General features: G+C 38.7%; 19 protein-coding genes. 4 read left to right on the top strand and 15 right to left on the bottom strand.

Annotated elements, in window-relative coordinates:
• Positions 1 to 39: 39 nt before the first annotated feature.
• From NMM26_RS00095 to NMM26_RS00050, 10 genes are all read right to left on the bottom strand, one after another.
• Positions 40 to 1,308, bottom strand: a complete 1,269-nt coding sequence (locus NMM26_RS00095) for a dihydroorotase (protein WP_254753748.1) — start codon at positions 1,306 to 1,308, stop codon at positions 40 to 42.
• 12 nt (positions 1,309 to 1,320) lie between these two features.
• A complete protein-coding gene (locus NMM26_RS00090) occupies positions 1,321 to 1,785 on the bottom strand; it encodes an 8-oxo-dGTP diphosphatase (protein ID WP_001135771.1) in 465 nt (154 codons plus the stop codon).
• A 9-nt stretch (positions 1,786 to 1,794) separates the two neighbouring features.
• On the bottom strand, positions 1,795 to 2,448 hold the full coding sequence (locus NMM26_RS00085) for a uracil-DNA glycosylase (RefSeq protein WP_254753747.1): 654 nt from the start codon (positions 2,446 to 2,448) through the stop codon (positions 1,795 to 1,797).
• 61 nt (positions 2,449 to 2,509) lie between these two features.
• On the bottom strand, positions 2,510 to 3,202 hold the full coding sequence (locus NMM26_RS00080; RefSeq protein WP_254753746.1) for a YjjG family noncanonical pyrimidine nucleotidase: 693 nt from the start codon (positions 3,200 to 3,202) through the stop codon (positions 2,510 to 2,512).
• Positions 3,203 to 3,321: 119 nt separating this feature from the next.
• Entirely contained in the window at positions 3,322 to 3,534 is a 213-nt protein-coding gene (locus tag NMM26_RS00075) for a hypothetical protein (protein WP_049550846.1), read from the bottom strand.
• Between the two features lie 150 nt (positions 3,535 to 3,684).
• Positions 3,685 to 4,416, bottom strand: coding sequence for a hypothetical protein (locus NMM26_RS00070; RefSeq protein ID WP_254753745.1), 732 nt, complete (start codon positions 4,414 to 4,416; stop codon positions 3,685 to 3,687).
• A 537-nt stretch (positions 4,417 to 4,953) separates the two neighbouring features.
• A complete protein-coding gene (locus NMM26_RS00065; protein ID WP_254753744.1) occupies positions 4,954 to 5,496 on the bottom strand; it encodes a ClbS/DfsB family four-helix bundle protein in 543 nt (180 codons plus the stop codon).
• 56 nt (positions 5,497 to 5,552) lie between these two features.
• A complete protein-coding gene (locus NMM26_RS00060; protein ID WP_000031481.1) occupies positions 5,553 to 6,047 on the bottom strand; it encodes a YkgJ family cysteine cluster protein in 495 nt (164 codons plus the stop codon).
• A gap of 152 nt (positions 6,048 to 6,199) precedes the next feature.
• Positions 6,200 to 7,933 (bottom strand): phosphoenolpyruvate--protein phosphotransferase, encoded by a 1,734-nt coding sequence (ptsP, locus tag NMM26_RS00055; protein WP_049516641.1) that lies wholly within the window; start codon positions 7,931 to 7,933, stop codon positions 6,200 to 6,202.
• A gap of 5 nt (positions 7,934 to 7,938) precedes the next feature.
• On the bottom strand, positions 7,939 to 8,202 hold the full coding sequence (locus NMM26_RS00050; protein WP_000146947.1) for a phosphocarrier protein HPr: 264 nt from the start codon (positions 8,200 to 8,202) through the stop codon (positions 7,939 to 7,941).
• 350 nt (positions 8,203 to 8,552) lie between these two features.
• On the opposite strand from NMM26_RS00050, the gene nrdH reads away from it, so the two are divergent.
• The 4 genes from nrdH to NMM26_RS00030 all read left to right on the top strand — a co-directional run bounded on the left by nrdH (position 8,553) and on the right by NMM26_RS00030 (position 13,076).
• On the top strand, positions 8,553 to 8,771 hold the full coding sequence (nrdH, locus tag NMM26_RS00045; protein WP_000259240.1) for a glutaredoxin-like protein NrdH: 219 nt from the start codon (positions 8,553 to 8,555) through the stop codon (positions 8,769 to 8,771).
• Positions 8,772 to 8,851: 80 nt separating this feature from the next.
• Positions 8,852 to 11,011 (top strand): class 1b ribonucleoside-diphosphate reductase subunit alpha, encoded by a 2,160-nt coding sequence (gene nrdE / locus NMM26_RS00040; protein WP_049516644.1) that lies wholly within the window; start codon positions 8,852 to 8,854, stop codon positions 11,009 to 11,011.
• A gap of 192 nt (positions 11,012 to 11,203) precedes the next feature.
• Positions 11,204 to 12,166: a class 1b ribonucleoside-diphosphate reductase subunit beta gene (nrdF, locus tag NMM26_RS00035; RefSeq protein ID WP_000451386.1), complete on the top strand. Its 963-nt coding sequence runs from the start codon at positions 11,204 to 11,206 to the stop codon at positions 12,164 to 12,166.
• 142 nt (positions 12,167 to 12,308) lie between these two features.
• Positions 12,309 to 13,076, top strand: coding sequence for a DeoR/GlpR family DNA-binding transcription regulator (locus tag NMM26_RS00030; protein WP_000917573.1), 768 nt, complete (start codon positions 12,309 to 12,311; stop codon positions 13,074 to 13,076).
• A 104-nt stretch (positions 13,077 to 13,180) separates the two neighbouring features.
• Here NMM26_RS00030 and NMM26_RS00025 read toward each other — a convergent pair whose 3' ends face one another.
• From NMM26_RS00025 to NMM26_RS00005, 5 genes are all read right to left on the bottom strand, one after another.
• On the bottom strand, positions 13,181 to 13,438 hold the full coding sequence (locus NMM26_RS00025; RefSeq protein WP_024056886.1) for a DUF3884 family protein: 258 nt from the start codon (positions 13,436 to 13,438) through the stop codon (positions 13,181 to 13,183).
• Positions 13,439 to 13,480: 42 nt separating this feature from the next.
• Positions 13,481 to 14,887, bottom strand: coding sequence for a 6-phospho-beta-galactosidase (gene lacG / locus NMM26_RS00020; RefSeq protein ID WP_084946568.1), 1,407 nt, complete (start codon positions 14,885 to 14,887; stop codon positions 13,481 to 13,483).
• A 338-nt stretch (positions 14,888 to 15,225) separates the two neighbouring features.
• Positions 15,226 to 16,917 (bottom strand): lactose-specific PTS transporter subunit EIIC, encoded by a 1,692-nt coding sequence (locus NMM26_RS00015; RefSeq protein ID WP_084924483.1) that lies wholly within the window; start codon positions 16,915 to 16,917, stop codon positions 15,226 to 15,228.
• Entirely contained in the window at positions 16,917 to 17,234 is a 318-nt protein-coding gene (locus NMM26_RS00010) for a PTS lactose/cellobiose transporter subunit IIA (RefSeq protein ID WP_023936918.1), read from the bottom strand. The genes NMM26_RS00015 and NMM26_RS00010 overlap by 1 nt, the downstream gene beginning before the upstream one ends.
• A 34-nt stretch (positions 17,235 to 17,268) precedes the next feature.
• The gene (locus NMM26_RS00005; RefSeq protein ID WP_254753743.1) at positions 17,269 to 18,105 is read right to left on the bottom strand and encodes a transcription antiterminator; all 837 of its coding nucleotides are present in this window, start codon (positions 18,103 to 18,105) and stop codon (positions 17,269 to 17,271) included.
• Between the last annotated feature and the right edge of the window lie 204 nt (positions 18,106 to 18,309).

Raw genomic sequence — 18,309 nt, 5'->3', positions numbered from 1 at the left:
AGGCTCTCTATTCTTTTTGTTTACAGAGCAGACTCCCACCTAGTTTTGATAGACAATTTGTCCCTTACAGATGGTATATTTAACCTGCCCTTTTAAAGTTTCACCGATGAATGGTGAATTAGCTGCTTTTGAAGCAAAATGGGAGTCCACCAGGCGGTCAGCCTTAGCATCAAAAATAGTGATGTCCGCTGGACCATTCTCAGCCAAGTAACCTGCTTCAAAGTTGTAAAGCTTGGATGGGTTGTATGTCATTTTTTCAAGTAATTCCATCAAGCTTAACTCACCAGCTTCCACCAAATAAGTTAAACCGAGAGAAAGAGATGTTTCCAAACCAGTCATACCAGATGGTGCTTTGGTAATATCTTCGACATTTTTCTCATCTGCATGATGAGGCGCGTGGTCAGTCGCGATAACTGTGATGATGCCTGATTTAAGACCTTCGATAACAGCACGACGGTCTGATTCCAAACGAAGTGGCGGATTCATCTTAGCATTGCTACCTTGTGTCAAAAGGAGCGCTTCGGTCTTGGAGAAATGCTGTGGCGCTACTTCTGCCGTGACTTGCGCACCTAGCCCCTGAGCAAACTGAACTACTTTGACACTTTCTTCCTTAGACAAATGTTGAATATGAACATGGGCCTTGGTTGCATAGGCAATCATGACATCACGCGCCATCATAGCATACTCAGCCACCCCAGTCGCACCGCAGATATGGAAATGTTCTTTAGCAATATTTTCGTTAAAGCCAAGAACACCGTTCAATCCTGGATCTTCCTCATGTAGACTAATAAAGGTATTAAGCTTTTTGGCTTCCTCCATGGCTTCCTTGACAACTTTACTGCTTTCAAGTGGAATACCATCATCAGAAAAACCAACAGCTCCAGCTTCTAAGAGTGCTTTAAAGTCAGTCAAATCTTGCCCATTAAAATTCTTAGTAATGGTCGCAACCGTCTTAACATTAATCTTCTCTTTGGCAGCTGACTGGAGAACTTCTTGCAAAGTCTCTACATCCGAGATGGTTGGACTGGTATTAGCCATCATGACGACAGTAGTAAAACCACCTGCAGCGGCTGCTAGGGCACCAGTATGAATGTCTTCTTTATGTGTTTGTCCCGGTTCACGGAAATGAACATGAATATCGACCAAGCCAGGAGCAACTACAAGACCTGTAGCATCTATGATTTCTGCTCTTTCTTCCGTGATCTCAGGCGCAATTTTGACAATTTTCCCATCTTGGACTAAGACATCGCACACTTGATCCAAACCAGACTTGGGATCCATTACACGACCGTTTTTGATTAGTAGCATCTGCTTTCTCCTTTATTCATAGAAATCAACTTGGGTATCCAACAATTTATCCCCATCATACACAAACTTGGCTGAAAAGAATGGTTTATCCTCTAAAAGCCACTTAACAAAGGTATGGTCACCTTCCCAAGTCGGCTTACTCAAAACCTCGTCATAGGGAACCCATTCTAGCGTTCCCTCGTTGCAATCAATCAAGTCCCCCTCGAACTCTGTCACCTTAAAAACATAGGTGTACCAGTCTAAATCTGGTGTAAATTCAGGAAAAGTGATAACACCTTTTAGAACTGGCTTGGCTTTCAGTCCTGTTTCTTCGAGAATTTCACGCGCTGCGCATTCCTGAGGCGTCTCACCACGCTCTAGTTTGCCACCCACACCAATCCATTTCCCTTCATGGACATCATTTGGCTTCTTATTACGGTGGAGCATGAGCAGTTCTTTCCCGTTATCAATGTAGCAAATCGTCGCTAACTGAGGCATATTCTCTCCTTATCTAAGCCAATCGATTGGCTCTTGTCCTGTCTCTGTTAAGAATGCATTGGCCTTGGAAAAAGGCTTGGAACCCCAAAATCCTCTGTAAACTGACAAAGGGCTGGGATGGGCTGATTCGATAATCATGTGATGAGGATTGGTAACTAAGGCCTTCTTCTTGCGTGCATAAGCTCCCCAGAGTACAAAAACGACTGGTCTATCTAGATGATTGACCACCTGAATCACAGCATCCGTAAAAGGATCCCATATCTGCCCAGCATGACCATTGGCACGTCCAGCCGGAACCGTCAAACAAGCATTAAGAAGCAAGACTCCTTGCTCAGCCCAAGCTGTCAAATCATGAGATTTCTTGACCCCGATATCATCTGACAATTCTTTCAAGATATTTTGCAAGGATGGTGGAGCTGGGATAGAGTCAGGTACAGAAAAACTCAAGCCCTGCGCTTGACCTGGCCCGTGATAAGGATCTTGCCCTAGAATCACCACCTTAACTTCTTCAAGCGGTGTTGTCAAGAGGGCCTGAAAAACCTTTTCTTTGGGCGGATAAACAGTACCCTGAGCATAGACCTGCTCCATAAACTGATTGATTTTCCCAAAATAACCCTCAGGTAATTGTTCCTTTATCAAATCATGCCAAGACGAGTGTTCCATAGCCGACTCCTTCTTTTTTACTGCCTCTATTATAGCAAAAAGTGGCTATCTAAACCACTTTTTACAGTTTATCTAAGCAATCCAGCAAGTCTTGGTAAGAATGGACTTCGTAGGTTGGCTGAGCTTGTGTGGGATTTTCGAGGTGATGAGGATTGTACCAAATAGTGTCAATCCCCGCATTATTGCCGCCTTGAATGTCGGCGGTTAGAGAATCTCCAATCATCAACGTCTTTTCTTTACTAAAACCTGCAATCTGTTGGCCAATCTTTTCATAAAAGAGAGCATCCGGTTTTTGTGTTTGCAACTGTTCAGAGATAAAGACTTGATTGAAATAAGGTGCTAGACCAGATTGAGCCAAACGACCTGTCTGAATGGCAGTAATGCCATTTGTCGCAGCATATAGCTCATAATCTCTCTCGATGAGGTTGTCTAAGAGTTCATGAGCGCCTGAAAGAGTTTGTCCCTGTTGGGCGAGGTAAAATTGGTAACGTTGGGCTAGAAAACTACCGTCTTTTTCCTGTCCAAAATGAGCAAATAAACGAGAAAAGCGCGTGTTAACCAGCTCTTGTTTACTGATTTTCTTTTGTTCCAAGTCCTTCCAGAGAGCCTTGTTCATAGGAATGTAATAGTCTTTATAAGCCTGAATATCTGTAACTCCTTTTTCTTTTAGAAGTTGGGTCAAAGCCACATCCTCAGCAACATCAAAATCAAGCAAGGTGTGGTCGAGGTCGAAAAGTAGAAATTTGTAAGACAATTTGGTGTTTTCCTTTCTAAGATAAACAACTTTCACTTCATTCGGCTGATTAATGCAAAAACTTAAAAGTAGTATATTATCACAAAGAATAATAGTTCCAATTGATTAACTAACCCATACTAATCTAGTGAATTATAGAAAAATCTTCTATAAATTCGAGCAATAGTTAAAATAAATACAGAGACTACTCCTATAATAATTAAAGTTGATTTTCCTACACTTGTATCAGCATTTATTATATAAGTGTGAAATAAAGGTGCTAGACCTAGCAAAACATATAAAATGTAGAAAGTTAATTTTATCTCTCCGATACCAGCAAAGAAATGTTTCATTTGAATATTCTCCTTTTAATTGAATATGGTCAGGACATAATCCTAACAAGTAATCGGTGACTCTATTAAAAGCACTTTGTTACCTAGATAAGATATCTTTTCTCTATCTGATTTGATTTTAAAGAGAAGTAAGATTTAACCATATTTATCTCATTTCTTATTTTTAAATAATTCATACTCTTTTTCTCTGATAAATGGAAGTGAAAAATTAGAAAAAATTAGTAGAATTGAAAACAGATATCCGTCTTTTTGAATTGCTAAAACATAGCCTAAAAATAAATAGACAATCAAATCTAGTACAAACAGAGAAAATACTCTCCTTTTCATTACCTCACTTGAATTAAAGATTCTGTTTAATAGAAACTTTATCGTCGTATCTACACAAATTTTTATCAAAAAGATAAGAGCCAATACACGATTAGCAACTGTACCATGAAGAATAAATGGAAATATAGTTAATATAAAACTAGAAATCTCTAAATATTTTATCCAAGGAGATTGAGACATCTTACTTTTAAATTGACTGATTTTCCTATACTCGCTAGCTAATCTAGTATCAAAATCTTTACCGATTTTATTAAAGATTAAGAACTCCAGGATAAAATTACTTATTAATACGATATAAGTAGAAACCTTTCCTGGGAAAAATTTATTGATTAAAATTGGAAAACTAATTAACAGAATCGAGTTTATAGCCAAACAAATGGATACTATTTTATTCTTCACAGAGTATATAGGTAGCGATACTATTGAATAGAGAAACGCTAAAAAAATAAGCAAGAAATACTCAGTGCTGCTAATTAGTGGCGCCCTTAATGATAAAAATAGATAGGCACCCCACACGATGATATGCGCTTTACGAATTGACTCTAGATTACTCATCTACCTACTCCTAATATGTAAAGAGAATCCATTTTTAGCTCACATTCTCTTTCCAACAAGTCATAAGCATTTTATGATATTTCCTTCTTCTACATTAGATAAAGTTGAAATACATTTTTTTGCAAGTGAAAATATAATTGTTATTTAAAATCCCAAATATCTATCCCTCTTCTAGACCTAAACCAAGTCAGATTAAAGATACAAATATAATGGTAGGGCTTTCTTTTACTTTAGACTACCATAAAACAAGGAATCTTTCAACAAAATTCATTGGCAAAACACTATCCTATACAATTGACAGCTCAAATCTTTCAGAATAGAACAATCCTAACTATCGAATACACTAACTTCATAAATATCCATGTGATTATAGACCTAGAATTCCTATAAACTAAATGTTTTCGTACTATTCTAAGCCATTGATTACCTTAAATTTTAATTTTTGAAGGATTCTAAAGCTAGAATAACTCAAAAATAAGGAGAACTAAGCTATTCGAAACTTATAAGAACCTTTCCTGAATTTCATTGTCACTTGAACTAATGAGACTTACAATTCTTCCGATGAGCTTTGAGTTTTTTCATAGCCCAATCATAATGACTGGAGGTGTTACTGACAAAGTAGGAACCTAGACTTGTTCCGCCGGTCCACTTATAGACACCTTTGGTAAAGAGGTCGTCATTGCTAAAAACTTCTATCAATTCTAAAACCTCCCTATGTGATTGTTCTAGGAGTCTAGTCGCTTCTTCTAAGGAGGTTTTCTGGTGCTTCTTCCAAAAAGCGATATTCATTTCTCCATAAGTTTTCCAATTATAAGATTCAGGGAGAAAAGGTCTTTCGTGACCTTTTTGATTGGAATGTACCCAAGTCAAAAGTAACTGCTGCCATTCATAAAGATGGATCAAGACATCCCGTAGATTTTTATCCCTTTTCCAGTGAGCTTCTTTTTTCTTTGGGTCTCTTGAAAAATCAAATGGAATCTGTAGCTCATCTTCACTTAGTTGGGAGATGAAACGATTGAGCTTTTCATAGTTTTCCTTAGAGGCCAGCATTAGCTCCTCTTTTGTTTTCGGTCTAGGCACAGAGTTCTCCCTTCATATTACTAGTTATTATTAGAAATTTTTTATCCTTTAAATCTCTATAACTTATCCTTTAATTTCTCAACAAAGAGATAGGCTGCTGGACAGGTCAAGGTATTCTTAATAGTCAAATGGTTGATTTGATGGATTTTTTTCCTGTCTGTATGGGGAAATTCACGACAGGCCTTTGGACGAACATCATAGATGGAACAGAGATTATCTCCTCCTAGAAAGGGACAAGGCATGGATTTAAAAACCTTATCGCCATCTTCATCTACCTGCAGAAACTCCGCTTCAAAAGCTGGTAATTTCATCTTAAAGTACTTAGCAATACGAGTGATGTCTGCTTCCTTGAAGTCAGGTCCCAATGTCTTGCAACAGTTGGCACAGGCAGTACAATCAATTTCCTCAAATACTTCTTGGTGAATCTGCTGGGCTATCTTATCTAGATTTTTTGGTGGCTTTTTCTTTAGATTGGCTAAAACTTTACGATGCTCCTTCTGCTTTTGTAAGGCTAGCTGGTGGTAATATTCAATATCAATTTCTTTAGACATGATTTCTCTCTTATTCTATTTGTTTCTCTCTTATTCTATTTGTTTCTCCTATTATATCATGCCTCTTCATCATTGAAAAGTGGAGTTTATTAGACTATACTTTCCCAAAATGCGTCAAAAAACCTTGCAACTAGGTTACAAGGTTAATGACATTAATCAAAGTTAACGTATTCTTTTTGAAGTTCAAGAACTTCTTCCATTGTTGAACACTCTGTAAGGGCACGGTTAGCGTACTCTTCCATCTTAGCAGTGTCCAATTTCTTCATCAAGCTACGTGTACGGAGGACTGATGTTGCTGACATAGAGAACTCATCCAAGCCCATTCCGACAAGAAGTGGAACAGCTTTTTGGTCACCAGCCATCTCACCACACATACCAGCCCATTTACCTTCAGCGTGAGCTGCCTTGATAACGTTGTTGATCAAGCGAAGGATTGATGGGTTATATGGTTGGTAAAGGTATGAAACTTGCTCGTTCATACGGTCTGCTGCCATTGAGTATTGGATCAAGTCGTTTGTTCCAATTGACATGAAGTCTACTTCTTTTGCAAATTGGTCTGCAAGCATTGCTGCTGCAGGGATTTCAATCATGATACCAACTTGGATGTCATCCGCAACTGCAACTCCTTCAGAAAGAAGGTTTGCTTTTTCTTCTTCATAAACTGCTTTGGCTGCACGGAATTCTTTCAAAAGGGCAACCATTGGGAACATGATACGCAATTGACCATGAACAGAAGCACGAAGAAGGGCACGGATTTGTGTACGGAACATTGCATCTCCAGTTTCAGAAATAGAGATACGAAGGGCACGGAATCCAAGGAATGGGTTCATTTCATGTGGCATATCGAAGTAAGGAAGTTCCTTATCTCCACCGATATCCATTGTACGAACAACCACTGGTTTACCATTCATTCCCTCAAGAACAGCTTTGTATGCTTCATACTGCTCATCTTCAGTTGGGAAGTCTTGAGAATCCATGTACAAGAACTCTGTACGGTAAAGTCCGACAGCTTCAGCACCGTTGTTGTTAACACCTTCAACGTCTTTTGGAGTACCGATGTTAGCAGCCAACTCGAAGTGTTTACCGTCAGCAGTCACTGTTTGAGCATCTTTCAAAAGTGCCCATTCAGCTTTTTGTTTAGCATAAGCTTCACCAGCTGCTTTAAATTCTGCCGCTTGTTCATCTGTTGGGTTGATAATCACTTCACCAGTAATTCCGTTAACGGCAAGGATATCACCGTCCTTCACTACTTCAGTGATGTTGTTTGTTCCCAATACAGCTGCAATTTCAAGTGTACGTGCCATGATAGCTGAGTGGCTTGTACGTCCACCGATGTTTGTTACAAAAGCTTTTACAAAGTTTTTGTCCAATTGAGCTGTATCAGATGGTGTCAAGTCATGCGCAATCACGATTACTTCTTCGTTGATAGAAGCTGGGTTTGGCAATTTCTTACCAAGAAGGTTTGCCAATACACGTTTTGTCACGTCGCGGATATCCGCTGCACGTTCTTGCATGTATGGATTGTCTTCCATACCTTCAAAGATCGTGATGAACATGTCAGTCACTTCTTTAAGACCTGCTTCAGCATTGACTTTCTTAGCACGGATTGTTTCTTTAATCTGACCGATCAATTCTGGGTCAGAAAGAACCATCAAATGAGCGTCAAAAACTTGAGCCGCTTCTTCACCAAGCGTACCTACAGCTTTCTCACGGATAAGAGAAAGCTCGTTTTGAGAAGCTTCAAGAGCTACATCCAAACGAGCCTCTTCTGCGTTTGTATCTTCGACTGAAATAGTCTCGAATGACAAATCCGGTTGAACGAGTAGATATGCTTTTGCAACTGCAACACCGTCAGATGCCGCGATTCCTTTAAGCATTTCTGTCATTTTCCTTATGCCAATCCTTCTTTTTCCATTGTTTCTGAGATTGCAGCGATAGCGTCATCTGCATCTGCACCTTCAGCTGAGATAGTTACATCAGCACCTTGGCCAACACCAAGACTCATAACACCCATGATTGATTTAAGGTTAACTGATTTACCTTTGTACTCAAGAGTGATATCTGAAGCAAATTTGCTTGCAGTTTGTACCAACAATGTTGCTGGACGTGCGTGAATACCTGTTTCTGCCACTACGTGGAAATCTTTAGAAGCCATAGTTTGACTCTCCTTTTGTTCTTTCTTTTTTGAGTTATATGTGATAACCCTTACAATTTGGTATTATACCATCTTCTAGGATTTTTTTCAAGCATTTTATGGGATTTATTCGATTTCCTTTCAGATAACTTGCTGAAAATCTTCTATTCTAGATAACAAAACACAGGATATAGTTTTCCAAAAAACTACTTCTAGGATAATTATCACTATTTCATAAAACAAACACTACATATTGTGTTTTGCAACCTTTAGTAGAAAAATAGACCACTATATTTAGTTTCAAATCATTGACAAAAATTTATTTTCTGATATACTAAGAAAGTAATCTATTTTGAAAGAGGAGTTACACAATGGTAACCGTTTATTCTAAAAACAACTGTGTCCAATGTAAAATGACCAAACGTTTCTTGGACAGTAATAATGTCGCTTATCGTGAAATCAATCTTGATGAGCAACCTGAGTACATCGATCAAGTTAAAGAGCTCGGTTTCAGCGCAGCTCCTGTGATCCAAACACCAACTGAAGTCTTTTCAGGTTTCCAACCAGGAAAACTGAAACAATTAGCATAATCTTAGTACATCATCCAGAAGAAACTGCTTCTAGGGCTAACTTAGAAGCCTTTCTTTTGTAATTAGATAAGGGAAATTTTATGGGATTAAAACATCTTGAAGACGTGACTTACTTCCGTCTCAATAACGAAATCAACCGTCCTGTCAATGGACAAATCATGCTTCATAAAGATAAGGAAGCCTTGGATGCCTTCTTTAAAGAAAATGTAGTTCCAAACACTATGGTTTTTGATTCAATCAAAGATAAAATCAACTACCTCATTGAACACAACTACATCGAAACAGCCTTTATCAAGAAATACCGTCCAGAATTCTTGGAAGAATTGTCTCAATTTATCAAAGAACAAAACTTCCAATTCAAGTCTTTCATGGCTGCCTATAAGTTCTATAATCAATATGCCTTGAAGACTAACGACGGTGAATACTATCTTGAAAGTATGGAAGACCGTGTCTTCTTTAACGCCCTTTATTTTGCCGACGGTGATGAAGCCGTTGCAATTGATATTGCTAATGAAATCATCCACCAACGCTACCAACCTGCTACTCCTTCCTTCTTGAATGCTGGTCGTGCTCGTCGTGGAGAGTTGGTATCTTGTTTCTTGATTCAGGTCACAGATGACATGAACTCTATCGGACGTTCTATCAACTCAGCTCTCCAACTTTCACGTATCGGTGGTGGCGTGGGAATTACCCTCAGCAACCTTCGTGAAGCTGGTGCTCCTATTAAAGGATATGAAGGAGCAGCTTCTGGCGTCGTTCCAGTTATGAAGCTTTTCGAAGATAGCTTCTCTTACTCAAACCAATTGGGTCAACGTCAGGGTGCTGGTGTTGTCTACCTCAACGTCTTCCACCCAGATATTATCGCCTTCCTTTCCACTAAGAAAGAAAACGCCGATGAAAAAGTTCGTGTAAAGACCCTTTCACTTGGTGTTGTAGTACCCGATAAATTCTACGAATTAGCTCGTAAAAATGAAGAAATGTACCTCTTCAGCCCTTACTCAGTAGAGCTTGAATACGGTGTGCCATTTAACTACATCGACATCACTGAAAAATACGATGAGCTAGTCGCAAATCCAAATATCCGCAAGACAAAAATCAAGGCGCGTGATTTGGAAACTGAAATCTCTAAATTGCAACAAGAATCTGGCTACCCTTATGTAGTCAACATCGACACAGCTAACCGTGCAAATCCTGTTGATGGTAAGATTATCATGAGCAACTTGTGTTCTGAGATTCTTCAAGTCCAAGAACCAAGCTTGATCAACGATGCCCAAGAATTCCTTCAAATGGGAACGGATGTTTCATGTAACCTTGGTTCAACCAACGTGGTTAACATGATGACTTCACCTGACTTTGGTCGTTCTATCCGTGCTATGGTGCGTGCCTTAACTTTCGTTACAGATAGTTCACACATCGTAGCTGTTCCTACCATCGACCACGGAAATAGCCAAGCTCATACCTTTGGTCTTGGTGCAATGGGACTTCACAGCTACCTTGCCCAACAATTGATTGAATATGGATCGCCTGAGTCTGTTGAATTTACAAGCATCTACTTTATGCTTATGAACTACTGGACCTTGGTAGAATCAAACAATATCGCGCGTGAACGTGGTATCACCTTCCACAACTTTGAAAAATCAGACTATGCTAACGGAAGCTACTTTGACAAGTATGTGACTGGCGAGTTTGTTCCAAAATCAGACCGTGTTAAAGAACTCTTTAAAGATGTCTTTATCCCAAGTGCTGCTGACTGGGCTGAACTTCGCGACAAGGTTCAAGCAGATGGTCTTTACCACCAAAACCGCCTTGCTGTAGCTCCAAATGGTTCTATCAGTTACATCAACGACGTTTCTGCTTCTATCCACCCGATTACGCAACGTATCGAAGAACGACAAGAAAAGAAAATCGGTAAGATCTACTATCCAGCTGCTGGTTTGTCAACAGAAACCATTCCTTACTACACTTCTGCCTACGACATGGATATGCGTAAGGTGATTGATGTTTACGCTGCTGCGACTGAGCACGTGGACCAAGGACTTTCACTCACCCTCTTCATGCGTAGTGACATTCCAAAAGGTCTTTACGAATGGAAGAAAGAAAACAAACAAACGACACGTGACTTGTCTATCCTTCGTAACTATGCCTTTAACAAGGGTATCAAGTCTATCTACTACGTCCGTACCTTTACAGATGATGGTGGAGAAGTCGGTGCCAACCAATGTGAAAGCTGTGTGATCTAATTTTTGTTTGAGGAAACTACATTTTCTCAGATAAGTATTTATTCACCCTGCTAAACTAAATTGGAATAAGCATCTATACTATGAAATAGCAAAAAGTCGGGCTTCCGACTTTTTGTGCGATACTCTTCTAGAATTATGATAAAATAGAAATAATTGTGAGTTCGCAATACTAAACACAGAAAGAGATTTCAAATGGAAACTTACTACAAAGCCATTAACTGGAATGCCATCGAAGATGTCATCGACAAATCAACTTGGGAAAAGCTGACGGAGCAATTCTGGCTCGATACACGTATTCCCTTGTCAAATGACTTGGATGACTGGAGAAAGCTATCAAATGTAGAAAAAGACTTGGTTGGAAAAGTCTTTGGTGGTTTAACCCTTCTCGATACTATGCAATCTGAAACTGGGGTTCAAGCCCTTCGAGCAGACATCCGTACACCACATGAGGAAGCTGTTTTCAATAACATCCAATTTATGGAATCTGTCCACGCAAAATCTTACTCTTCTATCTTTTCTACCTTGAATACAAAGGCTGAGATTGAAGAAATTTTCGAATGGACCAATACCAATCCTTACCTACAAAAGAAGGCTGAGATTGTCAACGAAATTTACCTAAACGGTAGCCCACTTGAAAAGAAAGTTGCCAGTGTCTTCCTCGAAACCTTCCTCTTCTACTCTGGTTTCTTCACTCCCCTCTACTATCTTGGTAACAACAAACTAGCCAACGTCGCTGAAATCATTAAATTAATTATTCGTGATGAGTCAGTTCACGGAACCTACATTGGTTATAAATTCCAACTCGGTTTCAATGAATTACCTGAAGAAGAGCAAGAAAAGCTCAAAGAATGGATGTACGACCTGCTCTATACTCTTTACGAGAATGAAGAAGGCTACACAGAAAGTCTCTATGACGGTGTTGGTTGGACGGAAGAAGTCAAAACCTTCCTTCGCTACAATGCCAACAAGGCACTCATGAACCTGGGACAAGATCCACTCTTCCCAGATTCAGCAGATGATGTCAACCCAATTGTCATGAACGGTATTTCAACAGGAACTTCTAACCACGACTTCTTCTCTCAAGTCGGAAATGGTTACCTTCTTGGTGAAGTTGAAGCCATGCAAGACGATGACTACAACTACGGTTTAGACTAAGTCAACAATTTCAGAATTGATAACAAATATCATGGTTTGTTTAAAACAACCATGATATTTTTGTTTTTGTTTTCTTTTGTTTTTTAAATTGATTGATTGAATACTTTATGATAAAATAGTAATAGAAATAGAGGTGATAACGATGCTAAAGCAGGAAAAACTAGATAATATTCTAGAAACGGTAAATACAAAGGGAACTATTACTGTAAAAGAAATCATGACTCGCCTGGATGTGTCAGATATGACTGCTAGACGCTATTTACAAGAGTTGGCTGACAAGGATTTACTTGTTCGTGTGCACGGTGGTGCTGAAAAAATTCGCACAGGTTCCATTTTAAACAATGAACGTTCCAATATTGAAAAACAAAGCTTACAAATCGCAGAAAAACAAGAAATTAGCCGTTTTGCAGGCCATTTAATCGATGAAGGGGAAACTATTTTTATCGGCCCAGGTACAACCTTGGAATCTTTTGCCCGTGAACTTCCAATCGATAATATTCGTGTTGTAACAAACAGTTTACCAGTCTTTCTCATCCTAAACGAACGAAAACTAACAGATTTGATTTTAATCGGTGGAAACTATCGCTCTATCACTGGAGCATTTGTGGGAACACTAACCTTACAGAATTTGGCCAATCTACAATTTTCTAAAGCTTTCGTGAGCTGTAATGGTATCAAGGACAATGCGATTGCGACCTTTAGTGAAGAAGAAGGTGAATCCCAACGCATCGCCCTCAATAATTCCAATAAAAAATACTTACTAGCTGACAATAGTAAGTTCAATAAGTTTGATTTTTACACCTTCTACAATATCTCAGATATTGATACCATCGTTTCAGATTCTAAACTGAGCAAAGAAACCTTCGAACAACTTTCAAAACAAACAAAAATTATTCTTTCTAAACCATAAAACTGAGGATTGATAAAATATAAAATGCGTCATATCAAGAAAATAAGAATCTTGATATGACGCATTTTTTGATGAAGATTTTTACAAAGAGTTTCCTAGATTCTTTATGATTGTTGAAACGGCATAAAATCTGAATCAAAGGAGATATTATCCCATTCTTCAGGATTGATAAAATTTAAAAACAGATTTTTAAATTCTTCCAGCTCATAATCTGAATGACAAATCCATTCTTTACCAGTCGAGACATACCATTTTCCGAGACTTTTCAATTCTTCATTCGTCAAACACGGTGTTTGAGAGCATTTTTCGAAATTGATAATATAAACTTTTTCATAAATAGATTGGATTAAATCTTTGAACATCTTTTTTCCTCACTAAAATTCTATATCTAATTACTCATTCTACTACTCAATCACTTGAGTTTCTGCTACTTTCTTGTACCAGTGAGCTGATTTCTTAGGGTAACGTTCTTGAGTTTCAAAGTCTACATAAAAGAGACCGTAACGTTTCTCATATCCATTTGACCATGAGAAGACATCCATTAATGACCAAATGAAGTAACCTTTTACATTCGCTCCATCTGCAATCGCATCAGATAATACTTCCAAGTGTTGTTTGACATAATCAATACGGCCATCATCGTAAACAGTGTTATCAACGAACTCATCTTTATAACCAAGTCCATTTTCAGTGATGTAGATTTTCTTATAGTTAGGATAATCTTTCTTCACGCGCATGATTTGGTCATACAAACCTTGAGGGTAGATAATCCAATCCCAGTCCGTACGTGGCACATAATCAGGAGCTACACGACGACCAACACCTTTGATTTGGTATTTAGAGCTTCCTTTTTCACCCTTACCATTATGGATGATTTCAGTTTCTCCATCAAAGGCTTCCATCCAGTCACTCATATAGTAATTAATTCCAAGGAAGTCATTCAAGTCTTTTGCGGATTCTAATACTTCGAAATCTTCTTCACGAAGATCTAAGCTACCACCATTGGCAGCCAAGATAGCCTCTACCCCTGCCAGGGTCTTTTCAGAGTAGTGACCCAGATAAGTTGCATCCAAGATAAATTTGTTATGGATAATGTCCTCCAACTCTGCCGCAATAACATCTGCAGGATTTTCAGGATCAAGTGGGTACTTGGTTGGGAGAGCGTGCACGACACCAATTTCCCCTTTATAACCTTTCTCTTTATACAATTTTACCGCGCGTGCATGAGACACCATCATATTGTGGTGCGATTGGAAGACTTTGGCAAGATCGTACTGAATACCTGGAGGGAATTTACCAACCAAGTATTGACCATCACCGATTGGTCCAATTTCATTGAAGGTTGTCCAATAGTTTACTTCTGGAAATTCTTCAAAACAGAAGGCAGCGTAGTCTACAAAGTGTTCAATATTTTCACGATTTAAGAAGTCTCCATTTGAGTGGAGAGCTTCTGGCGTGTCAAAGTGATGAAGAGTTACAAAAGGCTCAACGTGACGTTTGTGACACTCAGCAAATAAATTATGATAAAACTCGACACCTTTCTGATTTACTTGACCATAACCAGTCGGGAAAATACGTGACCAGGCAATGGAAATTCGAATGCCATTGACACCATACTCTTCTGCTAGCTCGAGGTCAACTGGATATCGATTGTAAAAATCACTAGCTGGCTCCGCAGTGTACCAGTAGTTATCTTCAAGATATTTATCCCAAGCAACTGGTCCTTTTCCATCAGTATGTGTAGCGCCTTCTGCTTGATAAGCAGCAGTTGCGCCACCGAAAATAAAGTCTTTTGGTAATGTTTTTGTCATTTTTTTCACCTATTTCTTGATTTAAATAAAGTAAAAGTGAGAGGAGAGGAGTCAGTGAGCCATCCTTCTCCATCTCACTTCTTGTACCAAGTCACCGAATTGTGACATGAGGAGGTAAAAACGATATCTTTTTACCAACGAATTAACAAGGCGATTAGGAAATTCGCCATAGCGATTTCCGCAACGATAGGAGACTATTTCAGAGTCCCTAGCCTTAATCGAATTGTGACATGAGGAGGTAAAAACGATATCTTTTTACCAACGAATTAACAAGGCGATTAGGAAATTCGCCATAGCGATTTCCGTAACAAGAGGAGACTGTTTCACAGTCCCTATCGTTAATCGAATTGAGCTTGTACAAATGCAAGAGCACCTTTTCCATCACGGGTTAATTTGATGTATTGAGCACCTTCTGTCTTGGCAAGTTTAATACCGAGTTTATCTGTTTCTGCCTTCATATCTTCAAAGTTTGAAGCAACTTGAGGGGCAAGGATAACTAGATCAAACTCTGGTAACATTTCACGGTGAGCACCATAGCCACCTGCTGCTGCTTTCACAGGAACATTGTATTCTGCAGCTGCCTTATTCAAAGCATTTGCAAGGAGACCACTTGTACCTCCACCAGCACAAAGAACTAAGACATTTGTTTCTTTTGTAATTGTATTTTGAGCTGCTTCTACACCTGCTTTTTCAAGAATAGCATCTGCTTTCGCAGTGTTGAAGTTTGCAGCAACTTTTTCTTTCAATTCATCATTAGACTTACCTGAACGCTCTTCTTCTAGAATTTGTTCATCATAGACCTTAAGGAATGGATAATAAATGACTACGTCAACCACAATTAGAAGGACAGCAAGAATGAATGATAGAACTTGGAAATTAGTACCAAGAACTAGACCTAGTGGAGCTGGGGTTGTCCATGGTAGATTAGCAGTAAATGAATTCATTCCAAGTGTTTCAATAAAGAATTTGAAGATCCAAACGTTCGCGATTGGAGCAAAGATAAATGGAATGAAGAAGATTGGGTTCAATACAAGAGGTGCACCAAACAAGATTGGTTCGTTTACACCAAAGAAAGTTGGAACTACTGAAGCACGACCGATTGCACGGTTACGTTTTGATTTTGTTAACCACATGAACATGAATGGAACAACCAGTGTCGCACCAGTACCACCCATGGTAACGATAAACATTTGTGTACCAGAAGTAAGAATCTTGTCAGCGTGCATACCTTGTTGGAGAAGGTTCAAGTTTACTTCGGCATTTGCATATGTAATAGCTGCGATAGCAGGCTCAACGATAGATGGACCATGGATACCAACAAACCAGAAGAAGGCAAAGGCACCAAAGATAATGGTGATACCTAGATAACCATCAGCAGCAGAGAATAATGGTGCAAAGAATTTACCGATTGATTCTGCTACACTAGCACCAACAAAATGACGAGCTAGTAAATCAAGAGCATAAAGTGAAACAACTGAGAGAGTGAATGGAATCACATCTTTAAAGACTTGTGAGATATTTGGTGGAACTTCGTCAGGCATGCGAATAGTGACATTGTTCTTAACACAAATCTTATAGATAGCTACGGTAACAAAGGCAGCAAGGAAGGCTGAAAGCAAACCTTTTGTCCCCAAGAATCCAGTAGCTAGACCATTTTCGATAGGATCAGCTGCTAACATCAACAAACCAACAATCGCTGCTAACAGTGTTGACATATAGTTGATTTGATTGGTTTTCTCCATGCTACGGTTTACTGAGTCAGTCAATGACTTAGCTGTTGTACCAGCTACCAAGAGAGCCAGAATACCCATAGAATAGCTATAAGGTTTCATCAGAAAGGCTACAACTTCATCAGACCATTTAAAGCCCCATGAGTTTGGTACAAAGGCAATCAAGATAAAGATACTTGAGAAGAGAATAACAGGCATACCTGCAATGAAACCATCACGAATAGCACGAAGATAGATATTACGAGATAGTTTCTCAAAGAAAGGCTTTCCTTTCTCGATAAATGCAATTAATTTATTCATTATTTAACTCCTCTCTTGTACAGTTCAATTAAATGGTGCATCAAATCTTTTAACAAAATAGTTGTCATCAAGTGATCTTGACCGTGCATCATGGTCACACTATAAGCCAAATCTTCGCCAGCTGCTTCCTTAGTCAATAGACTTGTTTGCGCGTGGTGAGCCTCTGCGATACAGCTACCAGCTTCCTCTACAAGAGCATCCGCTTTTGCAAAATCACCAGCTTCAGCAGCTTTCAAGGCTTCCAATAGTTTTGAACGAGCATCGCCAGCATAAGCTACGATTTCAAAACCTAACAATGTTACTTCTTCTCTATTCATGATAGAATTCTCCTTATATAATTTTAAATAAATTTTATGACAATAAACGTTGGATATGTAGAACTAGATAAACTCGTTCACTCTTATACAAATCAAGACCCGTATGTTGCGTAATCACATCATAGATCTTAGAACCAATCTCAAACGCTCTGGGATAGGATTGTTTGATATGGTCTTCCATATCCAGAAGCGATTGGTTATCATCTCTAGAGCGGTCTAAATAATCCAGGAAATAATTCAAATGAATCATAAAGCGATCATAGAAATGATTATTCTCTTTGGTTCGTTGAATTGCATAGTCCTTTAGCACTTCTTCAACATTCCTGAGAATTTCTTTCCTCTTATCAATCGACTCAACTACTTGGACTTCATTCTCACCCTCAGCATTGATGAAATGATAAGCAATCCGAATAATTTCGTCCTCAGGAAAATGATCTGCTAGCTTCTGACGATAAATTCCAAAAGCCTCATTTGCAATTTGAAAAGCGACAGGATACTTGGTAGAAATATCTGGCAGATTACTATCCTTGTACCTTCCTTGTGCTAGAGCTTGGTAAGAACAGTAAATATGATCTGTCAAGGTTACGTAAAGATATTCTTGAATCGGATAATGATATTTCTTTGATAGCTTATCAATGATTTCATAGGTCACTGTGATAAAATCAAGCGGAACATCTTTGAGAAGAGCCATAAAGTTTTCCCTGGACTCTTCTGTCTTCATCCGAAAGATTTTCTCAACCTGATGTTCAGAAATCAAATCTCCCTTCTTCTTTCCAAATGCAATCCCCTTACCAATCACAATCACTTCTTCTCCTTTATCATGCCTGACAAGCGAAACATTGTGATTTATTGGATTTAGAATTCGATACATGTCAACCTCCTTTTATATTTTAAAGGTATATGAGTATAAAAAATGACCACAAATGAACTAGAAAATCATCTGATTTCTAATTCACCTGTGATCATGCCTAATATTACTTAGTAACACTCACCTTGTATTAACTTGTGATTTAAGTATAGCACAAGTAGGTTGTTTTGTAAACCTTTACATGAAACTTTTTTTAAAATTTTTTTA

It is taken from the genome of Streptococcus sp. CF7_Ac1-8 (genome assembly GCF_024295435.1).
GTDB classification, from domain to species: domain Bacteria; phylum Bacillota; class Bacilli; order Lactobacillales; family Streptococcaceae; genus Streptococcus; species Streptococcus mitis_AP.
Note: the sequence above shows the minus strand (reverse complement) of the source record. Positions and strands in the feature narration are given on the sequence as shown.